We start from the raw sequence: 16,470 nt of genomic DNA, 5'->3' as shown, positions 1-16,470 counted from the left end.
AGCAGAATTCCGGCCTGTGAACTGCCCACTGAAAGGCGTCGCGTCAAGTCGTTTCCGTCGATCGGGGTTATTCCCTGAGCCTGTTCTGCTCAAAGGCGGCTTTCTGGGCATCACTCGCCTCCGCCTGATATTTTTCCTTCCAGTCCTCATAAGGCATGCCGTAGACGATTTCCCGGGACTCTTCCTTGCTGAGCGGAACACCGGCCTCCTCGGCCGCTTCCCGGTACCAGTTGGACAGGCAGTTGCGGCAAAAACCCGCGAGATTCATCAGGTCGATGTTCTGCACGTCGTGACGTTCGCGAAGGTGCTGCACAAGACGGCGAAATGCCGCCGCCTCGAATTCGACCTGCCGATTGTCGTTTTCATTCGTCATGGCAAAACTCCAGGCTCAATAGGGACCGGTGCGGGAGGCGAACAGCTGATATTCATGCAGGACGGGATCGTCGTTCATTGCGGCGAAAATGGGAGCGAGCCGGTCCGACCATTCGGCGATCCCCTCTTCATTCGCGATCAGATCCTGCCGAACCTCGAGAAGCGCATGCGGTATGCCCTTCATCATGCAATGGCGATACATGGTATCGCCCTTCAATGCACCGTCATAGGGTTCGTTGTCACCGACGAGGATGTCGCCCGTGGCCCGCAGATGCGCCAGGAGCGGATCGACCGCGCGATGATCCGTATCCCACAGAACCGCCGCATGCCATGGCCGCGGCGTTTCCTTCCAGAACGGCGTGTAGGAATGCAGCGACAGAACCAGCGGCGCTTCTTCCGATGCCTCGGCCACGCCGGTCAGCACACGATCCACGGCATTGTGATAGGGCCGGTGAAAAATCTCGATCCGCCTTTGCCATTCCTCGTCCGAAATCGGATGGTTGCCGGGAATGATCGCCCCGTCCGAAATCTTCATGATGAGAGTGGGATCGTCCTCGCCGCGATTCGGATCGATGAGCAGCCGCGAAAACCGCCCGAGCACCGCCGGCACGCCAAGGCGCGCGGCAAGTGAGCGTGTCAGCCCCTCTATACCGATATCAAATGCGATATGGCGATGAAAAGCGGTTTGCGGAAGGCCAAGTTTGCCGTAGTGTGCCGGCAGGAGGTTCATGGCATGGTCCGCCAGAAGAACCATGCCTTTGTCATAATCGCCTTCTATGATTTCATAGGGTATGAAGTCGTTCATCGATGATTTTCTGGGGCAGGATTGAGGAGAGAAGCTTGATGGCATGGCTTGAGGCCGGGCGCAAGTTGCGGCGAAAGAACAGCCATCTACCTTATCGCACTCACGATCCCACGAACAATATAATCGATTAAAATCGCGTTGACTTTCTTGGGCGGCCACGCCAAGAAGTGTGTTCATTATAACCATGGAATCCGGATGGAAGCCGTGACTCAGTCATCTCTCGCTCTTCCTCGCCACTTTCGGCATATCGCCCGTCTTTTTTCCGCAGCGGCATTGTTTCTGACCCCGTTCATGATCGCGGCGCCCGCGCATGCGGATTTTCGCGTGTGCAACAGCACGCAGAACCTCGTGGGGGTCGCAATCGGCTACCGGGCACAGGAGGGCTGGGTCAGCGAAGGCTGGTGGCAGGTCCCCTCCTCGACCTGCGCGACGCTGATCGAGGGTGAGCTGCAGTCACGTTATTATTATCTCTATGCCGAAGATGCCGCCCATGGCGGCCGCTGGACCGGTGACGTCAACATGTGCGTGGCGGAAAACGAGTTCAAGATCAACGGCGTGGACGATTGTTTTGCCCGCAGCTTCCAGAGAATGGGTTTCAAGGAATATGACACGGGCAGACAGGGCAGCTGGATGGTCCAGCTCTCCGATACGCCAGGCACACAGGGAAATCAAAACTGATGAAGCGTAACCGCAAAGTCAAAATTCTTGCAACTCTCGGCCCGGCCTCTTCCGAAGAGGCGATGATCGAGAAGCTGCATCTTGCTGGCGCAGATCTTTTCCGGATCAACATGAGCCATGCGAGCCACGACGTGATGCGGACGCTCATTCAGCGTATCCGTTCTGTCGAGAGCCGTACCGGCCGCCCCATCGGCATTCTGGCCGACCTGCAGGGTCCCAAGCTGCGCGTCGGAAAATTCGCCGAAGGCAAGGTCGAACTCGTTCCGGGCCAGACCTTCACGCTGGACAATAACGACACGCCCGGTGACAACACCCGCGTTTTCCTTCCCCATCCGGAAATTCTCGAGGCGGTCAAGCCCGGCCATCGCCTGCTGATCGACGACGGCAAGCTGCATCTGCGCGCTGAAAAGAGCGACGGCAAAAGCATCGTCACCACCGTCATTTCCGGCACCCGCATTTCTGACCGCAAGGGCATCAGCCTGCCGGATACGTTGCTCGGCGTCGGCGTTCTGACCGACAAGGACCGCGTCGATCTCGACGCCGTTCTCGCCACCGGCGAAGTCGACTGGGTGGCGCTTTCCTTCGTCCAGCGTCCGGAAGACCTTGCGGAAGTTCGCAAGATCGCACGCGGCCGCGTCGGCCTGATGTCCAAGATCGAAAAGCCGCAGGCTGTCGAGCGCATCGAGGAAATCATCGAACTTTCCGACGCGCTGATGGTCGCCCGTGGCGATCTCGGCGTCGAAATGCCGCTGGAAGCCGTTCCGGGCATCCAGAAGCAGCTGACCCGCGCCTGCCGCCGCGCCGGCAAGCCGGTCGTGGTCGCCACGCAGATGCTGGAATCGATGATCACCGCGCCTGTGCCGACCCGCGCCGAAGTCTCCGACGTCGCCACCGCCGTCTTCGAAGGCGCAGACGCCATCATGCTCTCTGCTGAATCCGCCTCCGGCGACTATCCGGTCGAAGCGGTTTCCACCATGGCATCCATTGCCAGCACGGTGGAGCAGGACCCCTATTATTCCAATATCATCTATGCGCAGCGCGCCCAGCCGGAACCGACCGGTGCCGACGCCATTTCGCTTGCCGCCCGCCAGATCGCCGAAACCCTGAAGCTTGCGGCGATCGTCACCTATACGTCCTCGGGCACGACCGGCCTGCGCGCCGCGCGCGAACGGCCGCAGGTTCCGATCATCGCACTGTCGCCGATCATCCAGACCGCCCGCCGACTGTCGGTCGTCTGGGGCCTGCACTGCGTCGTCACCGGCGATGCCAGCGACCTCGACGACATGGTGAACCGCGCTTGTCGCATCGTGGTTTCCGAAGGTTTCGGCAAGCCGGGCGATCGTATCATCATCTCCGCAGGCGTGCCGCTCGGCACTCCCGGCGCAACCAATATGGTCCGCATCGCCTATATCGGCTCGGACGGCCAGAGCGGCGTCTAAAGCTTCAATATACAGCATAAAAAAACCCGCCGGTAACGGCGGGTTTTTTGTTGGCCTCTCGGCCGTCTTACTTATGAAAACAGGCTCAGTGCATCTTCACCGGCGTGCTGAAGCGGCTGGATTCGATGGCAACGGCACCGGGCTTGAAGCTCGCCGAGGTGGCGGAAGCCGACATGTCGCTGCTGAGCATGCGGTTGGCGACAACACGCGGCGCCTTCACCGAGCGCCCAGTCGTACCCTTGTTCTGGTTGAGCGCCCAATCCGAAATCAGATCCTGCGTCAGGCGTCCACCGCCCACCATGGCCTGCTGGGAAACGGCGGCATCCTGCCTGCTCGGGCGCGAACCCTTGGTCGGCATGCCGGCGCTGAGGCCGCCATTGATGGCGGGCTTCAGGTCGAAAGCATCACCGAAGCCAGCCTGCGGTTCAGCCTTGGCCGTTTCAGCGGGTGCGACGGTAACCTTGTGGTTGACGGCGGCCGGGAATGGCGCGGCTGTCGGCATGGCAGCCGACTGGACCTGCGACCGGGCGGCCTGACCGCTCTGTTCAAGAGCCGCAACCACCGTCGGCGAAAGCGTATCCTCCTGCGCTTCGGCAAGATCGTCCTCACCTTCGGGGTCGGCATTGGCCGCCGCCAGCAGGGCTTCCGCCACGGCCGGACGATTTGCGGGAACCGGAACAGAAGCGAGTTCGCCGGTCGCAGCCGGTGTCGCACCATCTGCGGAAGCCGTCAGGATCGATCCTTCCGCATCACCTTTCATGCCACGGGGCCCAAGAAGTGTAGGCACCGGCACGGATACTTCAGCCAGATCGGCAAATTGCTGGCGCTCGGCCGGCGCGGAAGCCGGAGTCGGCGTGGTCGCTGCCTGCAGGGCATCCTGTGCGGCATTGCGGGCCGGCGAATAAAGCGCGGTCGCAAGGCCGGTATTGGCTGGCGGCTGGTTGCCGAAGGCAGGTCGGGCCGTCGGCAGCGGCGCATCGTTCACGCCGGGAAGCGCCTGTGCCGAAGCAACTGCAATTGTGGGTTCAGGCTCGGGAGCCGCCTGCTGCGGAGCCGCCGGACGGGCGACAGCCGGGCGTTCTGCGGGCTCCGGCGCTGCGATGCTATCGGGATCTTCATCCTCGTCGCCGCCACCGCCAAAGAGGGCCTGCAACAGGGTCTTGCGCTTGCCGCCGCCAGATGAGGCTGGGCCGGCACCGGCGCTGGAAGCAACCTGAATGGAGGAGGAGCTGACGCGCTTCTTGTAATCGGCAAGCGCCTGCTCGTAACCGGGAAGCGGCTTGCCGTCGGAAGGAAGATGCAGCGTATTGCCGTTCGGGAAGATGCGGACGAGTTCCTGGCGGCTCATGCGCGGCCAGGCGCGAACGCCGCCGACATCCATGTGCACGAAGGGAGAGCCCGACGTCGGATAGAAACCGACGCCACCGATCTGCATCTGCATACCGATTTCACGAAGGCGAGCGAGCTTCACACCGGGGATATAAAAATCCATGGCCTTGCCGAGCATGTGCTGGCTTTTTTCCGCGACACCCTTGGTGCGTGTCCGCAGCAAACCGTTGGTCTCCGGCGAGCGGAAGGCCGAAACGACGTTGATATAGTCGGTCGCGCCGCTGCGGCGATAAACTTCCCAGACGAGATCGAAAAGGCGCGGGTCCATGCGTGTCGGCTGGTTGCGACGCCAGTCACGCAGGAAGCGGTTCAGCTCCTGCAGACCTTTCTGGTCATATTTTCCATTGCGCTTGAAGGTGATGACCGCCTTCTCGCGTGTATGGATATAATACAGTTTGAGGCTGCGCGTCTCGGCGGCGGCTTCCGTCGCCGAAACACCTACGAAAGGCATTGCGGCGAGCATCAGGCAGGCAAAGGTGACAGCGCGCGCCGACAGCTTCGTGCATATATCCTTGATCAAGCCGCGCGCGATCTTTGTCGAAAGCGCGTTATTCCGATGCAGATATGGCAATTCGATCCCCGCCTGGAAGACAATTTCTGTCACATTGCCTCAAATGAACGTCAAATACGGTGACACGATGGCAAAATTGCCACACACATACAACCTTCCTCTACATAGTGAATCAGCCACTAACAAGAGGTTTATAGACGGTAAGCGGATATCCTTGCTCAGAAGTTAACGAATTTACGATCTGCCTTCGAATGCGGGGTTTGTGCGGTCAGGCTGCATCTCGAAGGGGATCGTCGGGATCGATGCCATAATCCTTCAGCTTTCGGTAAAGAGTCGAACGGCCGATGCCGAGCTTTCTGGCGACCTGGCTCATCTGCCCGCGATAGAAGCGCAGGGCGAAACGGATGAGCTCCTCCTCGATCTCGGCCAGTTTGCGGATATTGCCCGATTCATCCATGCTGGAGATCAGGTTTCCGCCCCGGTAGATGGTGGTGGAAATATCCGACGGCTCCTCGATGACGGCGTGGTTTTCAGCGGCCGGTGGCGGAGCCGGTGAATAGGCCGCAAGCTTCAGCGACGCTCCCGATGGTGTGCGGATGACATCGTCCGCATCGTCGCCGGTCGAAAATTCCGGCAGCTGAAGCGCGATCTGCGGAAAATCGGAATCCGACAGTTCCTCGCCCTGCGAGAGCACCACGGCGCGGAAGACGGCGTTTTCGAGCTGGCGGATATTGCCCGGCCAGTCATAGGCCGTCAGCAGCGCCAGCGCGCTGGCGTTGAGGCCGACGGGATTGGGCAATTTCTGTTCCGCCGAAAAGCGCTCGGCAAAAACCCGCGCCAGATGGGGAATATCTTCCTTGCGGCGGCGCAGCGCCGGAATGGTGATCGGGAAGACGTTGAGGCGATAATAAAGGTCTTCGCGGAAGCGGCCTTCCTTCACCTCTTCGATGAGGTTCTTGTTGGTGGCGGAGATCAGCCGCACATTCACCTTCTGCACCCGTGCGGAGCCGACGGTTTCGATTTCGCCCTGCTGGACCGCGCGGAGCAGCTTCACCTGCACGTCCAGCGGCAGATCGCCGATTTCGTCGAGGAACAGCGTGCCGCCATCCGCCTCCATGAATTTGCCGACATGTTTTTCCGTCGCGCCCGTGAAGGCTCCCTTTTCGTGGCCGAAGAGGATGCTTTCCACGAGATTATGGGGAATGGCGCCGCAATTGACGGTGATGAACGGCTTGCTCGCCCTGTCTCCGGCCGACTGGATGGCGCGAGCGACCATTTCCTTGCCCACACCGGATTCGCCTTCCAGCACCACGGGAATGCTGGACTGGGCGGCGCGCTGCGCGAGTTCAATGACCCTCAGCATTGCGGGGCTTGCGGAAACGATATCGGTAAAATTCACTGCATTGCTCCGTCCGCGCCGGCCCGTGCGGGCCTTTGCCTCTCTCCTGTCGAGCTTGAGCGCATTGGAGATGGCAGCGCCGATCCTTTCCGGCGAAACCGGCTTGACGACAAAATCGAAAGCGCCGGCGCGCATGGCCTGCACGACGGTATCGATGCCGCCCTGCCCCGTCTGGACAATGACGGGAACATCGGTGCCGAGTTCGCCGATAGCTTTGAGAAAGGTAAGCCCGTCCATTTCAGGCATCATGAGGTCGAGGACGATGACATTGATCTCGCCGCTATATTGCTTGAGCAATTCCAGCCCCGCCTTGCCGTTTTCGGCGAGCAAGGCGAGATGCCCATAACGTTCCACCGCATTTTTGAGCAGGCGGCGCTGGACGGGATCATCGTCTATCACGAGAACATGCGCGGTCATTTTTAGCTCCGGTTTCCGGTTTATGGACCTGCTTCATGCGGTCCCTTATTCCGCACTCTGGCATGGGAGACTTGAACATCCAGTTTTGAGAATTGCTTGCATTTTATCCATTGCCGCGGGAAACAAGGTCCCCATATGCTTCGCACGCATAATCAGAAGGACACGTTCGATGACCCTCAACCGCCCTACCCCGCAACCCGTCTTCTCCCTTGCCGAAACCGCCGGTCCGGCGCTTGGCGACCTGCCCGGCTGGAAGCTCTCGGACCTCTATCCGTCGGGCGATTCGCCGGAATACAAGGGCGATCTCGAGAAGGCGGCGTCGATGGCGGCGGCTTTCGAGAAGAAATGGAAGGGCAAGCTTGAAGCTGCCGCGAAGGCGACGGGCGAAAAGGGCATCGGAGCTGCGCTAAAGGAATATGAAGCGCTGGACGATCTCATCGGCCGCATCGGCTCCTTTGCCGGGCTCACCTATTTTTCCGATACGTCGAACCCGGCGAATGGCAAGCTTTACGGCGATGCCCAGGCGAAGCTGACGGATATTTCCTCTCACCTCCTGTTCTTCACCCTTGAACTCAACCGCATCGATGACGCCACGATGGATGCCTGCATGGCGAATGACGCCGTAGCGGGGCACTACCGCCCATGGCTGGTGGATTTGCGCAAGGACAAGCCGCACCAGCTCGACGACCAGCTGGAGCAGCTGTTCCTCGAAAAATCGATGACCAGCGCGGCGGCCTTCAACCGCCTGTTCGACGAGACGATGGCCGATCTGCGTTTCGACATAGACGGTGCGAGCCTGCCGCTGGAAGTGACGCTCAACATGCTGCAGGAGCCGGAGCCGGAAACCCGAAAGAAAGCGGCTCAGGCGCTGAGCGCCACCTTCAAGGACAATCTGCGCGTCTTCACGCTCATCACCAACACGCTTGCCAAGGACAAGGATATTTCCGACCGCTGGCGCAAATTCGAGGATATTGCCGATAGCCGTCATCTCGCCAACCGCGTCGAGCGCGAGGTGGTCGATGCCTTGGCGGCGGCGGTCAAGAAGGCCTATCCGCGCCTCTCGCATCGTTATTACGCCATGAAGGCGAAATGGCTCGGCATGGAGCAGATGAATTATTGGGACCGCAACGCGCCGCTTCCCGATACGTCGAACACGATCATTCCCTGGGATGAGGCAAAGGACACCGTGCTTTCCGCCTATGGCAATTTCGCCCCCGAGATGGCCGACATTGCCCGCCGTTTCTTCGATGAAGAATGGATCGACGCGCCGGCCCGCCCCGGCAAGGCGCCGGGCGCCTTCGCGCATCCGACCGTGCCCTCAGCCCATCCTTATGTGCTGGTCAACTATCTCGGCAAACCGCGTGACGTGATGACGCTTGCCCACGAACTCGGCCACGGCGTTCACCAGGTTCTGGCCGGCGAACAGGGCGCCTTGATGTGCGCGACGCCGCTGACGCTTGCCGAGACCGCCTCCGTCTTCGGGGAAATGCTGACCTTCCGCAAGCTGCTCGACGACACCAGGGATATCCGGGAACGCAAGGCCATGCTCGCCCGCAAGGTCGAGGACATGATCAACACGGTCGTGCGCCAGATCGCTTTTTATGAATTCGAGCGCAAACTGCACACCGCCCGCAAACAGGGCGAACTGACCTCCGAGCAGATCGGCGAATTGTGGCTGTCCGTTCAGGCCGAGAGCCTGGGCCCGGCGATCCGGATTTCCGAAGGCTACGAGACATGGTGGACCTACATCCCCCATTTCATTCACTCGCCCTTTTACGTTTATGCCTATGCCTTCGGCGACTGCCTGGTGAACTCGCTCTATGCGGTTTACCAGAAGGCCGAGACGGGTTTTCAGGAGAAATATTTCGAGCTTCTGAAGGCGGGCGGCACCAAGCATCATTCGGATCTTCTGAAACCCTTCGGCCTCGATGCGACCGATCCCTCCTTCTGGGACAAGGGGCTTTCGATGATCGAGGGGCTGATCGACGAGCTCGAAGCGCTGGATAATAAACAGGCTTAATCTCTTCCGCCGGCAGGGCTATCCTATTTCGGACAAGCTTTGCCGGTTGATATTGCCGGCGGAAGACACCGGCAACAATTCAGGCGACGAGCACAGGCAATGAAACGCAAACCCGCCGATCTGACCTTGAGGGAAACCCTGCGCTGGGAGCCGCAGACCGGCTTTCAGCGCATCGACCAGCATATGCGCCGATTGCTGCGCTCCGCCGACGCGCTCGGTTTTCGCGCGCCGGTCAATGCGGTTCAGGTTCTGGAAAAAAAGGTGGGCGGCGAAAAGCCGCTCTGCGTCAGGCTGGTGATGAACTACAAGGGCGAACTCGAGGTCGAAACCGCCGACTTCCAGCCCTTGCGGCAGGATGCCGTCTGGCGGGTTCGCATCGCCCGGCAAACCACGCTCGATTCCACCGACACCTTCTATCGTCACAAGTCTTCGCGCCGCGAGCCCTATGATGCCGCCCGGGCCGAATTTTCAGCCGGAGAGGCCGACGAGGTGCTGCTGCTCAACGAGCGCGGCGAGTTGTGCGAGGGATCGTCGACAAGCATTTTCGTCGAAATGCCGGATGGGCAATTGCTGACGCCGCCGCTCGACAGCGGCATTTTGCCGGGTGTGCTGCGCGCCGATCTGATCCGCGAACGCAGGGCGCGCGGACAGGCGCTGAAACCGGAAGATATTGCCGGCCGGAAACTCTTCGTCGGCAATTCGCTGCATGGGTTGATTGCGGCGGAACTCGTCTAAACGGTCACCGCCAGAAGCCGGTCCCGGCCTTTTTCCTTGGCCGCATAAAGAGCCTGATCCGCCCGCATGAAAACATCGTCGGCGCTTTCGGGCGCGCGATAGACCGTCAACCCGGCCGAGCAGCTATAGAAAAAGTCCGGGAATTCGGAGAGGGGCCTCGAAAGGCGCACCTTCTGCAGCAGCCGCTCGACGATCTCCCGGCCCTCGGCCACCGTGCTGCGCGGCAGGATGAGCATGAATTCCTCGCCGCCGATCCTGCCGAAACAATCCACCCGCCGGATGACGGAATGGGCGATGCCGACGAAATCGCGAAGCACCGCATCCCCGCATTTATGACCGAAACGATCGTTGATCTGCTTGAAGAAATCGATATCGAGCGTGCACAGACAAAAAGGCGTTTCCAGCCCCTTGGCAACCCGCTCCACCTGCAAAGCCAGCTTGGCGAAAACGAAACGGCGATTTGCCGTTCCCGTCAATTCATCCGTCTGCGAGGCGCGGACTGCCAGATCCCGATCCTGCCGCAGCGTTCTGTAGCCCTGGCGCAATTCGGTGACGTCGCTTGCAACGCACAGCATCCAGCCATCCTGCTGCACCGTTTCCGTCATCCAGAACCAGCGGCCGTCATGCATATCCATCTCAAAGGCACGGTAAGGCAGCTTGCCGCGCCGGGACTGCGCCGACAGCAGCCATCCCTCGAAATCATTGTTGCGGACGACGACACCGGTGCGCAGCCGGTGGTTCAGCCGCATGATATCCGCCCAGGTCGGGAAATCGCCGGCGGCGAGCTGAAAGCTTTCCCGAAACGACGGATTGGCATGGCGCAACCGGTCCTCGGAATCGTAAAGCGCAATAAGAACGGGGGTAGCACTCTGAAGCGCTGCGACACGCTCGATAAGATTATTCAACAGGTAACTCCCCCGTGATGGCGAAAATTCCCCCGTCGTCATCCGGCCAAAGCCCCCAAGCCTTTGGACATAGAGAGGAAAAGAAGAACTTAATTATAAACGCACTCTCTAAAATGCGAAGAGGCAGAATGCGGTGGAAAGGGTGCGTGCGCCCGTCTTGCAGTCGCCATCGTCATATGTCCGTCATCCACCTGCCCTTTATTGTGGCACGCTTTTGTGATCTAGCTTACTTATTGGCTGAAAAAGGAAAATTGACGAATGACGGATGCAAACCACCCGATTTACGGCGATATTGACGGCCCCATCATCATGATCGGCTTTGGCTCCATCGGGCGCGGCACTCTTCCGTTGATCGAACGTCATTTCAATTTCGACAGGGCCCGGCTCGTCGTCATCGACCCGCGCGAAGACATCGCCGCCTTTCTGGCCGAGAGAAACATCCGCCATATCCAGACGCATCTGACCAAGGAAAATTACCGCGAGATTCTCAAGCCGCTCCTCAAGGGCGTTCAGGGCCAGGGCTTCTGCGTCAATCTTTCGGTCGATGCCGCCTCCGTCGATCTGATGCGGATCTGTCGCAAGCATGGCATGCTTTACATCGACACGGTCGTCGAACCCTGGCCCGGTTTTTATTTCGACGCCGATGCCGACAATGCGGCCCGAACCAACTATTCACTGCGCGAGACCATGTTGAAGGAAAGGGCGCGCAAGCCGGGCGGCACGACGGCGGTTTCCACCTGCGGCGCCAATCCCGGCATGGTGTCCTGGTTCGTGAAACAGGCACTCGTCAATCTCGCCAAAGATACCGGCCTCGACATCGGGGAGCCGCAGCCGCATGACCGAGAAGGCTGGGCAAAGCTGATGAAGCGGCTTGGCGTCAAGGGCGTTCACGTGGCCGAACGCGACACCCAGCGGGCGAAAGAACCCAAGCCCTTCGGCGCTTTCTGGAACACATGGTCGGTCGAAGGTTTTATCGCGGAAGGTTTTCAGCCGGCCGAACTCGGCTGGGGAACGCATGAAAACTGGATGCCGAAAAACGCGAAAAAGCAGAAAAAGGGCAGCAAGGCGGCGATCTATCTCGATCAGCCCGGCGCCAATACGCGGGTGCGGACATGGTGTCCGGGCCTTGGGCCGCAATACGGATTTCTCGTCACGCATAACGAAGCGATTTCGATTTCCGACTATTTCACCGTCCGCAACGATGATGGCGACGTGACCTATCGGCCGACCTGCCATTATGCCTACCATCCCTGCAATGACGCCATTCTTTCCCTGCATGAGCTTTTCGGCAATGGCGGCACCCCTCAGCCGATCCAGCATGTGCTCGGCGAAGACGAGCTTGTCGACGGCGCCGATGAACTCGGCGTTCTTCTTTATGGCCATGACAGGAATGCCTATTGGTATGGCTCGCGGTTGAGCCTGCAGGAAGCACGCTCCCTCGCCCCCAACCAGAATGCGACCGGATTGCAGGTCAGTTCCGCTGTGCTCGCGGGCATGGTCTGGGCGATTGAGAACCCGCAGGCCGGTATCGTCGAGGCGGATGAAATGGATTACCGCCGTTGCCTTGAGGTGCAGCGCCCCTATCTCGGACCCGTCGAGGGACATTATACCGACTGGAAGCCGACCGATGGCCGCCCCGGCCTGTTTCCCGACAATATCGATACGTCCGATCCCTGGCAGTTTCGCAACATCCTCGTGCGCTGACGGGACGGAGTCTCATATTTGTCACGTCGGGGCTTTCCTGCACGACATCAGGAACCGGGGAGAGCGAACAACGTTGCCTTGAAATAAGCAACGCTTCGCGGCATGGTCGAAGCACAGAAGGTTTCATCGAATCGCAGGAGAACAGGCTCATGAACTTCAAGACAAGCGCTGCTTTGCTTTCAGCCGCAATCGCGGTGTCTTCATGCGTCGCGCCGGGTCCCTCCCAGCAGACCTCGATGGCGCCTTCGCTTGCCCGCGGCCCGGCTGTCGACGGTCGCTGGATCGACCGCAACGGCATCGTATCGACGTTCCAGAACGGCGCCTTCTCCACCCGCTCGACCGACACCAACACGCTTCTGGCCTCCGGCACCTATGTGACGATTTCGCCGACGCTTTACGAAATCAACATGACCTCGCTGGTGCGCAATACGCAGTCGCGCGTCAACTGCGCCCTCGTCTCCCCGTCACAATTGAACTGCACGACAGACACGAACAGCCAGTTCTCGCTGACGCGCCAGGGCTGATAACATCACCTTTTCAAAGAGATGATCTTCCGGAACGCACGCCTCAGGCGTGCGTTTTTGTTTATTGTGCGCCTGTCATAATTTCGCTTGCGGCGATTGCCGCTAAATGGAAACATCGCGCTTTGAAAGACTGACATGATTTCAGATTAGAAAATGAGCACGGCCGGAGGATGATCGACCGGCCCGGGCTTCCGCTTTGAACAGGAGAGAGGGACCATGAAGAAAATTTTGGGACTGGGCATGCTGAGCGTTTCAGCGATAACGCTTTCGGCCGGAGCGGCTCTGGCCGATTACGAGCTCAACATTCTTCACATCAACGATTTTCACTCCCGTATCGAATCGATCAACAAGTTCGACTCGACCTGCTCGGCGGAAGAAGAAGGCAAAAACGAATGCTTCGGCGGCGCCGCCCGTCTTCTGACCGCAATCAATCAGACCCGCGATGCCTTGAAGGCTCAAGGCAAGAATGTCCTCCTGCTCAATGCCGGCGACAATTTCCAGGGCTCGCTGTTCTACACCACCTACAAGGGCACCGTGGAAGCGGAAGTGCTGAACGCCATGAAGTTCGACGCCATGACCGTCGGCAACCATGAGTTCGACGACAGCGAGGACGGGCTTGCCGGCTTCCTCGACAAGGTGCAGTTCCCCGTCGTGACCGCCAATGTGGTGGCAACCGCCGCCTCGAAAATCGGCGACCGCGTCAAGCCGTCCATCGTACTCGAAGTCGGCGGACAGAAAATCGGCATCGTTGGCGCGGTGGCCAACGACACGGCGGAACTGGCAACGCCCGGTCCCAATATCACCATCGCCGAAGATGTCGCGAAAATCAGCGAGCAGGTGCAGAAGCTGAAGCAGGACGGCGTCGACAAGATCATCGCGCTGACCCATGTCGGCTATCCGCGCGATCTCGAATTCATCGCCAAAATCCCTGACGTCGACGTCGTGGTTGGCGGCCACACACATACGCTGCTTTCCAACACCGACCAGAAGGCCGAAGGCCCCTATCCGACCCTCGTCGACAATCCCGGCGGCTACAAGGTTCCGGTCGTTCAGGCCGGGCAGTACAGCAAATATCTGGGCGACCTCAAAGTGGTCTTCGACGACAGTGGCGTGGTCAAGGAAAGCAAGGGCGATCCCATCCTGATCGACTCCTCCTTCAAGCCCGATGAAGCCACGCTGAAGCGCATCGATGAGCTGAAGGCGCCGATCGAGGCTCTGAAATCGAAGGTCGTCGGCTCCTCGGAAGGCCCGATTGAGGGAGACCGTAAGGTTTGCCGCGTGAAGGAATGCTCCATGGGCAATCTGGTGGCCGATGCAACGCTTGCGCGCGTCAAGGATCAGGGCGTGACCATCGCTTTCGCCAATAGCGGCGGCCTGCGCTCCTCCATCGATGCCGGCGATGTCTCCATGGGCGAAGTGTTGACGGTTCTACCGTTCCAGAACACCGTCGCGACCTTCCAGCTGAAGGGTGAGGACATTCGCGCCGCCCTCGAAAACGGCGTCAGCCAGATCGACGACGGCGCTGGTCGTTTCATGCAGGTCTCCGGCCTGAAATATTCCTTCGACCGCTCGAAGCCGGCCGGCGGCCGCGTCGTTTCGGTCGAGGTCAAGGAAGGCGACGCCTTCGTGCCCCTCGATCCCGCCAAGACCTATATCGTCGCGGCCAATAATTACGTGCGTACCGGCGGCGACGGCTTCAAGGTCTTTGCGACCAAGGCCATCAACGCCTATGACTTCGGCCCCAACCTCGAGGAAGCCGTTGCGGCCTATATCACCGCCAACAGCCCCTATAAGCCCTACACGGATGGCCGCATCAGCGAAGTGACGCCGGCGGGTTATGTCGCTCCGGCAAAGCCTGCGGCACCCGCGCCGGCCGCCACACCGGCCCCCGCTCCCACTGCACCCGCCGCCACTGCACCCGCCGCCACAGCACCGGCCGCCACGGCTCCGGCCACGACGACGCCCGCCGCTGCCGCTGCAGCCGCCAGCAAATATGTCGTTGAAAAGGGTGACTCGCTCTGGAAGATCGCAGCCGAGAAATATGGCGACGGCGCTCTCTGGAGCAGGATTGCCAAGGCAAACACGCTGAAGCATCCGAACCACATCGAGATCGGCGAGGAACTGGAACTGCCGGCTCAATAAGCCGGACGGGAACAGACAGGGCAATTTGCCGCAGACAGGAAGCCGGCCCTCGGAGATCGGGGCCGGCTTCTTATTTTCCTTTTAAAAACAATTCTTTACAGATCAAATTTTGGCAAAGGACATCCTGCAGCGCCGCCCGCCCCGGAAATAGCCTCCGCCGGTGGTTTAATCCTGAAAAATTTCGTCTAGAACACGTGAACAAATTGACGGCACGAGCGTATAGCTCGGGCATTGCCGGCCCAACCGTCGCGGTTTGCGTTCGGCACGCATAAACAGAAGATGGAGCATTTCCGAAACGGAACCGTTCCTCACGCAACCAGTCCGAGTTTCAGGGTATCATTCATGGCGACAGAACTATCCGCACTCCCCGCAAACCATCCCCGCACGGCATTTGGCAAGGTCGGCGTCCTGCTCGTCAACCTCGGCACACCTGACGGGACGGACTATTGGCCGATGCGCCGTTATCTGGCGGAATTCCTGAGCGACAAGCGGGTAATCGAATGGTCGCGTCTCTACTGGTATCCGATCCTTTACGGCATTGTTCTCAACAAGCGCCCGCAGAAAGTCGGCAAGGCCTATGAGGAAATCTGGAACCACGCGCGCAATGAAAGCTATCTGCGCACCTATACTCGCAGCCAGGGCGAGCTGCTGGCGGAAGCGCTGAAGGACCTGCCCAATGTCGCGGTCGACTGGGGCATGCGTTACGGCCAGCCCTCCATCGCCTCGAAGATCGATGCGCTGAAGGAACAGGGTTGCGAAAAAATCCTGCTTTTCCCGCTTTATCCGCAATATGCCGCATCGACCACGGCAACCGTGAACGACAAGGCTTTCGAGCATCTGATGAAGCTGCGCTGGCAGCCCGCCATCCGCACCGTACCGCCCTATCACGACGATCCGGCCTATATCGAGGCGCTCGCCGCCTCGGTCAAAAACCATCTGGCGACGCTGGACTGGGAACCGGAAATGCTGATCACCTCTTTCCACGGCATTCCGCAATCCTATTTCAAAAAGGGCGATCCCTATTATTGTCACTGCCAGAAAACCGCCAGGCTGCTGCGCGAGGCGCTGGGGCGGACAGAGAAAAATTTCATGATCACCTTCCAGTCGCGTTTCGGACCGGAAGAATGGTTGCAGCCCTATACCGACAAGACCGTGGAAAAGCTGGCGTCGGAAGGCATCAAGCGCATCGCCGTGATGAATCCCGGCTTCGTTTCGGATTGTCTTGAGACGCTGGAAGAAATCGCCGGTGAAGCGGGCGAGATTTTCCTGCATAATGGCGGAGAGAAATTTACCCATATTCCCTGCCTGAACGACAGCGCCGAGGGCATGAATGTTCTCGAAAAGGTTGTGCGACGGGAGTTGCAAGGATGGGTGTAATCTTGCCATAACGATGCCGGGGTAAAACCCGGACGGTTCTGATCAGGAGGAAA

At 59.6% G+C, this 16,470-nt stretch carries 13 protein-coding genes; 8 read left to right on the top strand and 5 right to left on the bottom strand.

Features of this window, described 5'->3' with window-relative positions:
* Window positions 1-67: 67 nt before the first annotated feature.
* Both ACQZ60_RS13470 and ACQZ60_RS13465 read right to left on the bottom strand, forming a co-directional pair.
* The gene (locus ACQZ60_RS13470) at window positions 68-373 is read right to left on the bottom strand and encodes a DUF1244 domain-containing protein (protein WP_035262885.1); all 306 of its coding nucleotides are present in this window, start codon (window positions 371-373) and stop codon (window positions 68-70) included.
* Window positions 374-388: 15 nt separating this feature from the next.
* Entirely contained in the window at window positions 389-1,177 is a 789-nt protein-coding gene (locus ACQZ60_RS13465; RefSeq protein WP_020012241.1) for an N-formylglutamate amidohydrolase, read from the bottom strand.
* A 291-nt stretch (window positions 1,178-1,468) separates the two neighbouring features.
* Here ACQZ60_RS13465 and ACQZ60_RS13460 point away from each other — a divergent pair, with 291 nt between their 5' ends.
* Window positions 1,469-1,855 (top strand): DUF1036 domain-containing protein, encoded by a 387-nt coding sequence (locus ACQZ60_RS13460; RefSeq protein ID WP_020012242.1) that lies wholly within the window; start codon window positions 1,469-1,471, stop codon window positions 1,853-1,855.
* Entirely contained in the window at window positions 1,855-3,294 is a 1,440-nt protein-coding gene (gene pyk, locus ACQZ60_RS13455; RefSeq protein ID WP_003520375.1) for a pyruvate kinase, read from the top strand. The genes ACQZ60_RS13460 and pyk overlap by 1 nt, the downstream gene beginning before the upstream one ends.
* Window positions 3,295-3,379: 85 nt before the next feature.
* On the opposite strand, the gene ACQZ60_RS13450 is transcribed toward pyk, so the two are convergent.
* Together ACQZ60_RS13450 and ACQZ60_RS13445 are read right to left on the bottom strand one after the other, a co-directional pair.
* The gene (locus ACQZ60_RS13450; protein ID WP_035261053.1) at window positions 3,380-5,287 is read right to left on the bottom strand and encodes a DUF882 domain-containing protein; all 1,908 of its coding nucleotides are present in this window, start codon (window positions 5,285-5,287) and stop codon (window positions 3,380-3,382) included.
* Window positions 5,288-5,462: 175 nt separating this feature from the next.
* The gene (locus ACQZ60_RS13445) at window positions 5,463-7,010 is read right to left on the bottom strand and encodes a sigma-54-dependent transcriptional regulator (RefSeq protein ID WP_003520377.1); all 1,548 of its coding nucleotides are present in this window, start codon (window positions 7,008-7,010) and stop codon (window positions 5,463-5,465) included.
* 169 nt (window positions 7,011-7,179) lie between these two features.
* Between ACQZ60_RS13445 and ACQZ60_RS13440 the strand changes: the two genes are divergently transcribed.
* Both ACQZ60_RS13440 and ACQZ60_RS13435 read left to right on the top strand, forming a co-directional pair.
* The gene (locus ACQZ60_RS13440; protein WP_020809360.1) at window positions 7,180-9,030 is read left to right on the top strand and encodes a M3 family oligoendopeptidase; all 1,851 of its coding nucleotides are present in this window, start codon (window positions 7,180-7,182) and stop codon (window positions 9,028-9,030) included.
* A gap of 99 nt (window positions 9,031-9,129) precedes the next feature.
* Window positions 9,130-9,765: an aminotransferase class IV family protein gene (locus ACQZ60_RS13435; protein ID WP_020809359.1), complete on the top strand. Its 636-nt coding sequence runs from the start codon at window positions 9,130-9,132 to the stop codon at window positions 9,763-9,765.
* Here ACQZ60_RS13435 and ACQZ60_RS13430 read toward each other — a convergent pair.
* Entirely contained in the window at window positions 9,762-10,670 is a 909-nt protein-coding gene (locus ACQZ60_RS13430; RefSeq protein WP_448735430.1) for a diguanylate cyclase domain-containing protein, read from the bottom strand. The two genes, ACQZ60_RS13435 and ACQZ60_RS13430, sit on opposite strands and share 4 nt — an antisense overlap.
* Before the next feature lie 258 nt (window positions 10,671-10,928).
* On the opposite strand from ACQZ60_RS13430, the gene ACQZ60_RS13425 reads away from it, so the two are divergent.
* The 4 genes from ACQZ60_RS13425 (at window position 10,929) to hemH (ending at window position 16,417) form a co-directional block, all read left to right on the top strand.
* Window positions 10,929-12,374 carry a homospermidine synthase gene (locus ACQZ60_RS13425; protein WP_020809357.1) on the top strand — a complete coding sequence of 482 codons (1,446 nt, stop codon included), beginning with the start codon at window positions 10,929-10,931 and terminating at the stop codon, window positions 12,372-12,374.
* Between the two features lie 149 nt (window positions 12,375-12,523).
* Window positions 12,524-12,898, top strand: coding sequence for an outer membrane lipoprotein Omp10 (omp10, locus tag ACQZ60_RS13420; RefSeq protein ID WP_003497694.1), 375 nt, complete (start codon window positions 12,524-12,526; stop codon window positions 12,896-12,898).
* A 216-nt stretch (window positions 12,899-13,114) separates the two neighbouring features.
* Window positions 13,115-15,040 (top strand): 5'-nucleotidase C-terminal domain-containing protein, encoded by a 1,926-nt coding sequence (locus tag ACQZ60_RS13415; RefSeq protein ID WP_020809356.1) that lies wholly within the window; start codon window positions 13,115-13,117, stop codon window positions 15,038-15,040.
* 342 nt (window positions 15,041-15,382) lie between these two features.
* Window positions 15,383-16,417, top strand: coding sequence for a ferrochelatase (gene hemH / locus ACQZ60_RS13410; protein WP_020809355.1), 1,035 nt, complete (start codon window positions 15,383-15,385; stop codon window positions 16,415-16,417).
* Window positions 16,418-16,470 lie beyond the last annotated feature (53 nt).

The sequence above is a fragment of the Agrobacterium sp. 22-223-1 genome (assembly GCF_053522385.1).
The sequence above is the reverse complement of the archived record's forward strand: the minus strand, read 5'-3'. Positions and strand labels throughout refer to the sequence as shown.